An 11,872-nucleotide genomic window follows, 5' to 3' on the forward strand; every position below is an offset into this window, starting at 1 on the left:
CGCGCCGCCGCACGGTCATCACGGTACGAGCGTGTGCAACGCAGCGAGCATCGCGCTGTCGGGCGTCGCGAGATCGTCGAGCACCGTGAAGTGCCGCATGCCGGGCAGCCACGCGCGCGCGACACGTTCGCCGGCCGCTTCGCACGCGTGCGCGTAGTCGTGCGCATGCCGCACGAGCTCCGGCAACTCGGCGTCGCCTACCGCAATGACGGTCGGCGCGCCGCGGCCGATGTGGCGCAACGGGCTGTAAGCGGCGATCTCGCGCGCGGTGAGCCGAAGCTTGTCGCCGAGCACGCACAGTGCGATCGGCTCGAGGTCGACGAGCGGGCTGATCGCGAGCGCGGACACGACCGCCGGATGCGCGCGATGCACGGCCGTCAGATGGCCGCCCGCCGAATGACCGCTCAGGTGAATCGGGCGGCCGGCGGTGCCGATACCGTCGGGATCGGCCGCGAGATAGTCGAGCAGCGCGCCGATCTCGCCGACGATGTCGGTCATCGATGCGGCCGGTGCAAGCGTGTATTCGGCGAGCACGACGTCGAAGCCGCGCGCGAGCGGTCCGGCGGCAGCGTACGCGAAATCCTCTTTTGCGCAGTGCTGCCAGTAGCCGCCGTGAATGAATACGAACAGCGGTGCATCGGGCCGGCCGCACCGCAACCAGTCGAAGCGCTGCGCGGCATGCGCGCCGTAACGCAGGTCGCGCTGCCCGCGCGTCGCTTCATAGAGCGCCGCACTGCGCGCCTGACAGGACGCGAGCACGGCCGGGAAGTCGGGAATGGCTTTGGTGTTCAGGTAGGCGGCGTCGAGCGCCGCGCGGTCCATGCCGCGATAGAGGATCGTCATGCGGAAAGTGCCCGGTCGGATGGCGGATGCGCGGGACGTGAATGATGCCCCGCCGTGAAGGCGGCGGACGGACCGACGCCGTTGCACCATTATCCGCAGCGTGAGCGCGCCGTGCTATCCGGAATCGGCGGGCGGCGCTTATGTCTGTCCGCTTTCGGCGAAGGACTGTCTTGCGGCCGGAGCGGCCGGAGCGGCCGGACGAACGCGATCGACGCGTTGAAGCGGCACGACGCCAGCCACGCAGCGCGACGCGGCTCAGGCCAGCTCGGAGATCTCGATCAGGTTCAGGTCCGGATCGCGCACGTACACGGACCGGATCTTTTGCGTTGCACCCGTGCGCTCGACGGGCCCGTCGACGATCGGCCACCCGACGCGCTGCAGATGCGCGATCACGTCGTCGAGCGGCACGGACGCGATGAAGCACACATCGAGCGCGCCGGGCACCGGCACGTGCGCCTTCGGCTCGAACTCCGCGCCGCGCACGTGCAGATTGATTTTCTGATTGCCGAAGCGGAACGCGATCCGGCCCGTGCCGAAGGTTTCGAGCTGCATCTGCAGCACTTTCGTATAGAAGTGCGTTGTCCGCTCCGGATCGACGCAGGTCAGCACGAGGTGGTCGAGATGGTCAATCAGCGCCATGCGCTTCGCTCCTGTTCACGAGAAAAGTCCGCTGCGCCGGCCGGTCCCCGGCGTGCGCGCGCGGCGGCGGATGAAGGTCCGATCGGCGCCCGGCCTTCAGAAGCTGGCTCGGCACGTCGTGCCCGATCAGCGCGGGCAGCCGTGCAGCCGCGGCGAGCACGGCCGCGAGATCGACGCCCGTGTCGTAGCCGTCGAGCGCGAGCATGTGCACGAGCTCTTCCGTGCATGCGTTGCCCGTCGCGCCCGGCGCGTACGGGCAGCCGCCGAGGCCGCCGAGCGATGCGTCGAAGCGATCGATGCCGGCGTCGAGCGCGGCAAGCGTGTTGGCAAGCGCCATCCCGCGCGTGTTGTGAAAGTGCAGCGTGAGTTGAAGCGCGCCGAAGCGTTCACGCGCGCGCCTGGCGAGATCGCGCACCTGCGACGGATACGCCATTCCGGTCGTATCGCACAGCGTGAAGCCGTGCACGCCGAGATCCGCGAAACGCTGCATCCACGCGAGCACGGTTTCCGCGCGCACGTCGCCTTCCATCGGGCAACCCATCGCGGTCGACAGCGACACATTGATCGCGATGCCGGTGCCGCGAACCGCGTCGATCACGTCGTGCAGTTGCGCGAACGACTGCTCGCGCGTCATCCGCAGGTTCGCGCGATTGTGGCTCTCGCTCGTCGACATCACGAGGTTGACTTCATCGACGCCGCACGACAGCGCACGCTCGGCACCGCGCACGTTCGGCACGAGCGCCGTATAGACGACCGCCGGAGCACGCACGATGCCGTGCATCACGGCCTCGGCGTCACGCAGCGCCGGAATCGCGTTCGGCGACGTGAACGATGTGACTTCGATCTTCGCGTAGCCGCATGCGCTCAATGCGTCGACGAGCGCGATCTTGTCGTCGGTATCGACGAACGCCGCTTCATTCTGGAATCCGTCGCGCGTCGCGACTTCGTGGATGTAGAGCCGTTTGGTCTGCCGGTTCATGTCGTCGCCTCGGCGAATTCAGATCACGCCGCGCGCACGCCAGTCGGCGCGTGTCGCGGCGTCGATGCCGAGCGATTCGAGCACCGCGCCCGTATCGGCGCCGAGTGCCGGTGCCGGACGCTCGATGGATCCCGGCGTCGCGCCGAGCTTCGGCACGACGCCCGGCACGAGCACGGGCGTGCCGTCGGGCAGCGCGGCGTCGACGATCATGTCGCGCGCGCGGTAATGCGGGTCGGCCGCGATGTCGGCCACGTCGTAGATGCGCCCGGACGGGATGCGCGCGTCGTTCAGCGCGGCCAGTACGTCGTCGAGGTCGCGCCGCGCGCTCCATTCGCCGATCGCCGCATCGATGCGCGCGACCTGCGCGACACGCCCGTCGTTGTGGGCGAGCGCCGGGTCGTTGCCGAGATCGGGGCGCCCGATCACCTCCATCAGGCGCCGGAAGATGCTGTCGCCATTGCCCGCGATCAGCGCGTACCGGCCGTCCCGACACCGGTACGCGTTGCTCGGGGCGATGCCGGGCAGACTGCTGCCGGCCGCCTGGCGCACCGCGCCGAACGCCGCGTATTCGGGCAGCAGGCTTTCCATCATGTTGAACACCGATTCGTACAGCGCGACGTCGACGACCTGACCGTTGCCGCCCTGCAGATCGCGATGCCGCAGCGCGAGCAGGATGCCGATCACGCCGTGCAGCGCCGACAGCGAATCGCCGAGCGACACGCCGACGCGCACCGGCGTGCGGCCCGGTTCGCCGCTCAGGTGCCGCAGGCCGCCCATTGCCTCCGCGATCACGCCGAAGCCGGGCCGGTCGCGATACGGGCCGGTCTGGCCGAAACCGGACACGCGCAGCATCACCAGGCCGGGGTTGATGTCGGACAGCACGTCCCAGCCGAGCCCCCAGCCCTCCAGCGTGCCCGGGCGGAAATTCTCGATCAGCACGTCCGTTTCGGCGACGAGGCGCCGCACGACGTCCTGCCCTTCGGGCGTGCGCAGGTCGAGCGCGACCGAGCGCTTGTTGCGCGACTGCACAGCCCACCAGACCGACGTGCCGTCGTGCATCAGCCGCCATTTGCGCAGCGGGTCGCCGACGCCGGGCGGCTCGACCTTGATCACGTCCGCGCCGAATTCGGCGAGCATCCGGCCTGCGAACGGCCCGGCGATCAACTGGCCGAGTTCCAGTACGCGGATGCCGTCCAGCGGTCTCGTCATGGCTGTCTCCGATGAAAAAGCGTGTTGTCGATGACGGCGATCATGACGGCGTTCGGAGCCCGCGAAAATCGATCGATGCTCAACCAGCCTTTCCCGGGCGGAAAGGCATGGCGGTTTCACGCGGTCCGGTCGGTCTGTCGCATCCGGCGCTTACCGCGATGCCGCACGTCGTGCGGGCGACTGACGACGCAATGCGGGCGGCTCGATGTCGTCGCCGGAAGATTTGAGGGGCAGCGGCACGCCGGTACGCAGCGGGTGCAGACATGACGGCGTGCCGACGCGCTGCGGACAGGACGCGAGCCGCGATGGAATGGAGGAAAGCGCGGGAGACAGAGCTGGGGCGATGCGGGAGCGGTGCAGCGCTGCGCACCGATGCGCGAGGCGTGGCCCGCGCGAGCGCGGACGCAGGCCGCGCGCGGGGGCAAATCAGTGGTGAGTGGCCTGCGAGGCGGAGTTCAGTAGGCCGACATCTCGACGCAAGGATCGACCTTGGACGGCGAGCAAATGACCGAGTACTTGGCGCTTTCGCGCATCAGCGCTTCGCCTTCGTGCAACGCAATCTTGATCTCCGGGTGGCGCTCGTACGCAAGGAATGCGGAGCACGCGACCGCCGACATCACGACCAGGGAAAACACAAACTTTTCAAGGGATTGGAAACGTTCAGGCATGATTCGACCTTTCTGCTAGGCCGCCATTATACCCGCGAATAAGGGTTTTCCCTATCACCCCGTTCGCATACCGGCCATCACCTGTGGTCGCGCCCTTAAATCGCCGCCGGCCGCCCCGCCGCTGCGCTCGGCCTCAAGCCCGCTCGCGCGGTTCCGGCGCATCGACCGCCCGGAACGGAGTCCGGTGCGAGCCCAAGCGACCCGCGCCCACTCCGATCCCGTGGTTCGGCGAGTCGTGCTCGAATCGCTGGAACGATTCGACGATGTGCTTGTGCAGCAGCGCGACGTCCGATGGCTTGAACAGCAGCTTTTGGACCGGGTCGTCGCCACGGGCGTCGGCGATCGATTGCCCTTCTCCGCAGCTGGACAGCAAAAACCTCACGATGTCCGTGTAGCGCCTTTGCGCGCTGCAGCAGGCCGATTCCGGACACGCGCAGCAGATAGCGGATCCGGTAGCCCGGCAGCTTCCAGCGGATCGGCTCCGACACGAAATCGGTCGCGCCGGCGTCGAACGCACGGGCGATCGATGCGTCGTCGTCATTCCCCCGTGAGCATGACGATGGGCACGCGGTGCCCCTCCGGCAACGCACGCAGCGCGCGGCAACCGTCGAAGCCGTCGCCGCCGGGCATTTCGCGACATCGGGCAGCACGACCGCGGGGCGATGCCGCAGGAACGCGGCGATGCCTTCGTCCGGCTCCGTCGCTTCCTCGACGCGAAAGCCTTCGGGCTCCAGCGTTTTCCACCACCAGCATGCGCGTCATCGCATCGTCGTCGATGATCCGCATGGATGCGCGGAGCCGGCGAAAAATGCCGCCGGCGACTTTACTGCGGCGTCGACGCGCCGCGGGCCGCACTCCCCGGCCACGCGTTGCCGATCTTGTCGATCAGCGACTTCGCGGCACCGGTCGCGATGGCGGCGTCGACGCCGGACGTTTGCCACGACCCGTCGGCGCCCTGCACGAACGTGAGGTTCGCGCGCGACGGCGCATAGTCGGAATTGCGCCACGTGACCACGACGTCGCACGTGTACGTGCGTTCGCGAGCCTTTCGGCAGTCGCCGTCGGGCTTCGCCGAGATCACATCGGCCGATACGGGCAGCGGCTGGCCGAACAGCGCGTTCAGGCCGCCGTGGTTTTCCGCGTCGAGCGCACGGCGCACGGCGGCGTCGACGTCGCTCGAGGCGGGGCCATCGTGGATCAGGTTGCAGGCGGCGAGCAGCGTGGCGGCACAGCCGAGCGTCAGCAGCGTTTGAAGCTTCATGGAATTCCGTGAATCGGTGAACGTCGGGCGGCATGCGGCGATGCGAGGGCGTGCATTGCCAAGCCGGTACGCCGCGTAGTCTGCAACGTCCACGCGCGGTTCGCGGTATCCATTTGTAACCGATTGCACCGCCGGCTACTGCCGCTCCTGTTTCACCCGGCTGACGAGTTGCGTCGGGCTGACGAACTGCAGCGCGATCACGACCCACACGAGCGTGATCGCCATATAGATCATCGCCATCGCGTCGATCGACTGCGGCGCGCGCACGCCGGTCGAGAAGACCGCGTAATACAGCGCGACGACGAGCGTCTGCGTGCTCGGGCCCGCGGTGAAAAACGTCAACTCGAACATCCCGATCGTGCGCACGAGCACGAGCAGCCCCGCCGCGAGCATGCCGGGCACCAGCAACGGCAGCAGGACGTAGCGGAAATAGCGCCACGTGTTCGCGCCGAAGATGCGCGCGGCGGCCTCGAGATTCGGATCGATCTGCTCGATGAACGGCGTCATCACGAGGATCACGAACGGCAGCGCCGGCACGAGGTTTGCCAGGATCACGCCCGGCAGCGTGCCGGCGAGTCCGACCTTGTACATCACGGTCGCCATCGGAATGCCGTAGGTAACGGGCGGCACCATCAACGGCAGCAGGAACACCAGCAGCGCGAACCGCTTGCCGCGGAACTGCACGCGCGCGAGCGCATACGCGGCCGGCACACCGAGCGCGACCGACAGCAGCACCACCGCGCCGACCACCTCGACCGTCACCCACAGCACGCTCGCAAGCTGGAAGTCTTCCCACGCCTTCGCATACCAGTGCAGCGTGAAGCCCTGCGGCAGCGGCGTGCCGAACCAGCGCGTCGCGATCGAGTTCACCGCGACGGTCGCAATCAGCAGCATCACGTTCAGCAGGAAGAACGCCATCAGCCCCCATACGAGCGCCTTCCACGCACGGCCGGCCAAGTTGCCGCGCATCTTTTGCGGCTTCATCGCGTTGACGGGCTGGGCGCCGGGCGGGCTGTGCTTCGGCGGCCACGCCGGCGCTGCGTGATTGTCGGTCGCCATCAGCCCTTGCCTCCCGTGACCGGACCGGTATAGAAAAAGCGGCGTGCGCCGAGCATCGATGCGACCACCAGCAACTGCACGAAGCCCATCACGATCGCGATCGCCGACGCGAGCGAATAGTCGTAGCTCTCGAACGCGGCTTCGGCGGCTGCGATCGAAATCACGCGCGTCGGCCCGGCCGGCGCGCCGAGCAGTACGGCCGACGGGAACACCGAAAACGCCTGCACGAACGACAGGCAGGCGGCCATCGTGAGCCCCGGCACGAGCAGCGGCAAGTAAATCCGCCGGAACTGCTGCCATGGATTCGCACCGAGCGTGGCCGCGGCGCGCGCGAGCGTCGGGTCGATGCCGCTGATGTACGACAGCATCAGCAGGAATGCGAACGGAAACCCAGACACGATCAGTGACAACAGCACGCCCCAGTAGTTGTGCGTGAGGCGCACTTCGTCCGTGTACAGATGCAGCCCCTGCAGCGCTTGCGGGAACCAGCCGTTCGGGCCGAAGTACGTGAGCATCCCGTCCGCGACGAGCACCGTGCCAAGCGTGACCGGAATCACGAGCAATGTCGTCACGAACTTCTGGTACGGCGAATTGCGGCGCAGCGCGAACGCGACGGGCACCGAGATCCCGACGTTGATCAGCGTCGCCGGCACCGCGAGCTTCAGCGTGACGAGCACCGTCGGCCACATCGCGGTGTCGGTGAAGAACTGCACGTAGTTCGCTAGCGCGCCGCCGCCGTTCATCGGCTGGAACGACAGCACGAGACCGTATGCGAACGGGTAGATGAACAGCGCGACGATGAACGCGAGCGCGGGCGTGACGAGCCACGCCTTCGCGTCGCGCGGCGCGCCGCCGGTCGCGAGCGTGCTCATGCGGCCTCCGGGCCGTGCGCCGCCGCGCCCGCCGGGTGGCGCGGGCCGGTCATTGCCCGCCTCCCGGATAGACGAGCGTGCGCGCCGGCGCCACGCGCAGCCGCAGCGGCTCGCCTGGCGAGAATTCGCCAGCCATGCGGGCCCAGATCGCGCCGAACGGCGCGATCGCACGAACCAGCGAGTCGCGGCCGCCGTACTCCACCGTCTCGACGGTCGCATCGAACGCGTTGTCGGCGCCCGGTGCCGCACGCTCGATGTCGTCGGGGCGCAGCGCGACCAGCACGTCCTTGCCGTCGAAGCCGGCCATCGGCACACCGGCGATACGCACACCGGCCGAACCGACGTTCACGTAGTCGCCGGCCATTCCTTCCAGCGTGAACGGCAGCACGTTGCGATAGCCCATGAAGCGCGCGACGTGCAGGTTGTGCGGGCGCGTATATACGTCCTTCGGCGACGCGACCTGCTGTACGACGCCCTCCTTCATCACGACGATCCGGTCGGCCATCGACAGCGCCTCGTCCTGATCGTGCGTGACGTAGATCGTCGCGCGTTCGAGCTGCGTGTGGATGCGTCGGATCTCCGCGCGCATCTCGATGCGCAGCTTCGTGTCGAGGTTCGACAGCGGCTCGTCCATCAGCACCAGCGGCGGCTCGATGACGATCGCACGCGCGATCGCGACGCGCTGCTGCTGGCCGCCCGACAGTTGCCCGGGCAACTTGCCCTCATGGCCGACGAGCTGCACGAGTTCGAGCGCCTGCTGCGCGCGCCGCCGTGTCTCCTGCTTCGGCACGCCGCGCATCTTCAGGCCGAAGCCGACGTTGTCGAGCACCGACATGTGCGGAAACAGCGCGTAGTTCTGGAACACCATCCCGAAGCCGCGGCGCTCGGGCGGCAGCACGTCGATGCGCGTGTCGTCGAGCCAGATGCCGCCGCTCGTGAGCGGCTGCAGCCCGGCGATGCAGTTCAGCGCGGTCGACTTGCCGCAGCCCGACGGGCCGAGCAGCGCGATGAATTCGCCGCGGCGGATGTCGAGATCGAGCCCGTTCAGTGCGGCGACCTGCGCGCCCTCCGCGTTGGTGAAGCTGCGGCACACGCCATCGAGCCGCAACCGTTCGAAACTGTGCTTCATTACGCGAACTCCGTCGGCGCGGGCGCTCGCGCGCCCGCGGGTTCATCCGTCATTTCGACTTCTGCGAACCGATTTCGCGGTCCCACTTCTGGAATGCGGCGACCATCGCCTGCGCGCTGAGCGGTTGCACGTGCGGACGATCCGCGAGGAGTTTCGCGTACTCGGGGCGGCCGAATTTCCTGATCACTTCCTGGCTGTGCGCGGGCGCCATCTCGAGCGTCACGCCCTTCACTGCCGGGCCCGGGTAGAAATAACCGTCGTCGTAGGTCATCGCCTGCTGTGCCGGTTCGAGCAGGAAATTCATCAGCTTGAACAGCACGTCGAGCTTGTCCTTCGGCACGCCCTTCGGGATCACCATGTAGTGGGCGTCGTTGACCCATGTCATGTTGTCGAACGCCTGGACCCGGAAGTCGGCCGGCACGATGCCGAGCGCCCGCGGGTTCAGGTCCCAGCCGGTGACGGTGACGGTCATGTCGCGCGTGCCTTCGCCGAGCTCCTTCATCACCGCCGACGTGCCGCCCGGGTAGTACGGCACGCATTCGTTCAACTGTTTCAGGAACGCCCAGGTCTTGTCCCAGCCGTTGATCGGATCATGCGGATCCTTGTCGCCGAGCACGTATGGCAGCCCCATCAGGAACGTGCGTCCGGGGCCGGAGTTCGCCGGGCGCGCGTAAATGAGCTTGTTCGGATGCGCCTTGCACCACGCGAGCAGCTGGTCGGGCGTCTTCGGCGGATCGCTGACCTTCGCCGGGTTGTATTCGAGCAGCGGGCCGGCCGGCATGTAGGTCACTTCGAGGCCGAACCCCTGCGCGAGATCCTGCATCTTGCGCGGGCCCGGCGCGTACTTGTCGAGCACGCCGGGAAATGCGCTTGCGTTGTCGGGCAGCAGCTTCAGCCACAGGTTCTGTTCGATGCCGGCGGCCAGCGCGTCGGTGCCGGTCAGTACCAGATCGATGTCCGCGCGTCCCGCCGCCTGCATCGCCTTGATCTTGCCCGGCAGCTGCGGCGCGGGCGCGTTCGTGAACGTGACGTTCGCGACGAGATTCGGGTTCTTTTCCTTGAACGCGTCGATGGCCTTCTGCGTGAGCTGCAGGTTGCCCGCGACGTCGACGACGTTCAGCGACACCGACGCCGCGACGGCCGCCGCCGACAGCGTCAGGCCCAGCGCCAGCGCGATCCGGCGGGCGCGGCGCGCGATCGTGGTTGTGTTCATGTCTCCTCGCTTCGGTCGGTGGATGGGACCGTTCTTTCAGGAAATCATGACGGCGTTATACGATGTCGGTCAACAAAAAACCGAGCGGCGCGGGGCGGGAATTTCCCTAACAACAACCTTCCGATTGTCGACGGTTTGGACATCGCGCGATCCCATGGCACGTTCAGCCCGTAATGTGTTAGGACGTCGTATATCGGGGTGCGCCGCAATGCAATCGGTTCACGCGGGCGGCGCCGGCAGTCGTCACCTCCGTGCAGCGCAGTGCGCGCCCAGCATCACCGGTGCACCGGGCGCCGCGACGCCCGCACACGCGTGCATGGCGCCATGACACGACGCGTACACGGCCGCAGCCCGTGGCACGTATCGCCGCCGTCTGCAGCGATCACGGGGATCGGCTACAGTTGGCGTTTTCGGCGCGCCCCGCGTGCCTGCCCTCGCGGTCGCCCCGTCCGCGCTGCCGTCCTGGCCGCGGGCAGTATCGCGCGGCGAGCCGGCGGAGCGCGGATTCTTCACATTGACGAGCGAACCTTCATGCCCGATCTGTCCGCCTTCCCGATCACGAAAAAATGGCCGGCCCAGCATCCCGACCGTCTCCAGCTTTATTCGTTGCCGACGCCGAACGGCGTCAAGGTGTCGATCATGCTCGAGGAGACCGGCCTGCCGTACGAGCCGCACCTCGTGCGCTTCGACACGAACGACCAACTGTCGCCCGAATTCCTGTCGCTGAATCCGAACAACAAGATTCCGGCGATCATCGACCCGAACGGTCCCGACGGCCGGCCGCTGCCGCTGTTCGAATCGGGGGCGATCCTCATCTATCTCGCGGACAAGACTGGCCAGTTGATCCCGAAGGATCTGGCGGGCCGCTACGAGACGATCCAGTGGGTGATGTTCCAGATGGGCGGCATCGGCCCGATGTTCGGCCAGGTCGGCTTCTTCCATAAATTCGCGGGCCGCGACTACGAGGACAAGCGTCCGCGCGACCGCTACGTCGCCGAATCGAAGCGGCTGCTCGGCGTGCTCGACGCGCATCTCGCGAACCGCAACTGGGTGATGGGCGATACGTACACGATCGCCGACATCGCGATCTTCCCGTGGGTGCGCAACCTCGTCGGCTTCTACGAGGCGGGCGATCTCGTCGGCTTCAGCGAGTTCCGGCATGTCGCGCGAGCGCTCGACGCGTTCGTCGCGCGTCCGGCCGTTGCGCGCGGGCTCAATATCCCGGCACGCGACTGACGCGCGACTGTTTCGTGCAGCGGGCGCGGCCCGCTGCCTGCGTGCCCGCCGCATGGCCGTTCAGTGCGGGCCACGGGCGTTCGACGTTCATTCCACAGGCGGCCCGCTGCACCGCGCAGCGGGCCGCTTCCTTCCGTTTTCCGCGTTTTCCGGCGTTTTCCGCTTCTGGCCGCGCGCTGCGTTCGGCGTGATCAGGCGGCCCGGTCATCTTTCGGTCGTCGCCGACGCCGGTCCCGTCAATCCCGCCAGCAGCTTTTCCAGCAGCGCCGACAGTTGCACCTGTTCGGCTTCCGACAGCGAAGCCAGCATCGCGCGCTGATTGTCGACGTGCGCGACCACCGCATCGTCGATCAGCGCGCGGCCGGCGTCGGTCAGCGCGACCAGCGTGCCGCGACCGTCGTCCGGATTCGGCCGGCGTTCGACCCAGCCCGCCTTCTGCAACCGGTCGATGCGCGCGGTCATGCCGCCCGACGACATCATCAGCGCGTCGTATAGCGACGTCGGCGTCAGCGCGAACGGCGCACCGCTGCGCCGCAGCGTCGCCAGCACGTCGAATTCGCCCGGCTGCATCCCGTAGCGCGCGAACAGCGGATTCAGTCCGTCGCGCGCGATGACGAGCGCGGCCTCCTGCAGCCGTCCAATCACCAGCATCGACGATGCATCCAGATCCGGTCGCTCGACGCGCCATTGTGCGAGCGCATGTGCGGCTCGATCCATTAACCCTCCTCGGCCCGGTAGTTATCTTGACGTCGAGATAAATCGCG

General features: G+C 67.6%; 13 protein-coding genes. 1 reads left to right on the plus strand and 12 read right to left on the minus strand.

Features of this window, described 5'->3' with window-relative positions; genetic code table 11:
* Positions 1–18: 18 nt before the first annotated feature.
* The 11 genes from KDW55_RS12085 to KDW55_RS12135 form a co-directional block, all read right to left on the minus strand.
* On the minus strand, positions 19–843 hold the full coding sequence (locus KDW55_RS12085; protein WP_069241407.1) for an alpha/beta hydrolase: 825 nt from the start codon (positions 841–843) through the stop codon (positions 19–21).
* A gap of 255 nt (positions 844–1,098) precedes the next feature.
* On the minus strand, positions 1,099–1,482 hold the full coding sequence (locus tag KDW55_RS12090) for a VOC family protein (protein WP_040144952.1): 384 nt from the start codon (positions 1,480–1,482) through the stop codon (positions 1,099–1,101).
* Complete coding sequence (locus KDW55_RS12095; protein ID WP_052111042.1) at positions 1,469–2,461, minus strand: hydroxymethylglutaryl-CoA lyase; 993 nt, start codon at positions 2,459–2,461, stop codon at positions 1,469–1,471. Before KDW55_RS12095 ends, KDW55_RS12090 begins: the two co-directional genes overlap by 14 nt.
* A gap of 18 nt (positions 2,462–2,479) precedes the next feature.
* The gene (locus KDW55_RS12100; RefSeq protein WP_069241959.1) at positions 2,480–3,670 is read right to left on the minus strand and encodes a CaiB/BaiF CoA-transferase family protein; all 1,191 of its coding nucleotides are present in this window, start codon (positions 3,668–3,670) and stop codon (positions 2,480–2,482) included.
* Positions 3,671–4,125: 455 nt separating this feature from the next.
* Positions 4,126–4,338 (minus strand): hypothetical protein, encoded by a 213-nt coding sequence (locus KDW55_RS12105; protein WP_040144202.1) that lies wholly within the window; start codon positions 4,336–4,338, stop codon positions 4,126–4,128.
* Between the two features lie 133 nt (positions 4,339–4,471).
* Positions 4,472–4,711 (minus strand): hypothetical protein, encoded by a 240-nt coding sequence (locus KDW55_RS12110; RefSeq protein ID WP_212160627.1) that lies wholly within the window; start codon positions 4,709–4,711, stop codon positions 4,472–4,474.
* A 450-nt stretch (positions 4,712–5,161) separates the two neighbouring features.
* Positions 5,162–5,599, minus strand: a complete 438-nt coding sequence (locus KDW55_RS12115; protein WP_212160628.1) for a hypothetical protein — start codon at positions 5,597–5,599, stop codon at positions 5,162–5,164.
* A 135-nt stretch (positions 5,600–5,734) separates the two neighbouring features.
* Complete coding sequence (locus tag KDW55_RS12120) at positions 5,735–6,658, minus strand: ABC transporter permease (RefSeq protein ID WP_059544105.1); 924 nt, start codon at positions 6,656–6,658, stop codon at positions 5,735–5,737.
* A complete protein-coding gene (locus KDW55_RS12125) occupies positions 6,658–7,530 on the minus strand; it encodes a sugar ABC transporter permease (protein WP_040144198.1) in 873 nt (290 codons plus the stop codon). Before KDW55_RS12125 ends, KDW55_RS12120 begins: the two co-directional genes overlap by 1 nt.
* 49 nt (positions 7,531–7,579) lie before the next feature.
* Entirely contained in the window at positions 7,580–8,659 is a 1,080-nt protein-coding gene (locus KDW55_RS12130; RefSeq protein WP_040144197.1) for an ABC transporter ATP-binding protein, read from the minus strand.
* Positions 8,660–8,708: 49 nt separating this feature from the next.
* Positions 8,709–9,872 carry an extracellular solute-binding protein gene (locus tag KDW55_RS12135; protein WP_212160629.1) on the minus strand — a complete coding sequence of 388 codons (1,164 nt, stop codon included), beginning with the start codon at positions 9,870–9,872 and terminating at the stop codon, positions 8,709–8,711.
* Between the two features lie 531 nt (positions 9,873–10,403).
* Here KDW55_RS12135 and KDW55_RS12140 point away from each other — a divergent pair.
* On the plus strand, positions 10,404–11,108 hold the full coding sequence (locus tag KDW55_RS12140) for a glutathione S-transferase N-terminal domain-containing protein (protein ID WP_069241402.1): 705 nt from the start codon (positions 10,404–10,406) through the stop codon (positions 11,106–11,108).
* A gap of 204 nt (positions 11,109–11,312) precedes the next feature.
* Here KDW55_RS12140 and KDW55_RS12145 read toward each other — a convergent pair whose 3' ends face one another.
* Positions 11,313–11,825, minus strand: coding sequence for a MarR family transcriptional regulator (locus tag KDW55_RS12145; protein ID WP_040144194.1), 513 nt, complete (start codon positions 11,823–11,825; stop codon positions 11,313–11,315).
* Positions 11,826–11,872 lie beyond the last annotated feature (47 nt).

The sequence above is a fragment of the Burkholderia sp. AU19243 genome (assembly GCF_018148075.1).
GTDB classification, from domain to species: Bacteria; Pseudomonadota; Gammaproteobacteria; order Burkholderiales; family Burkholderiaceae; genus Burkholderia; species Burkholderia latens_A.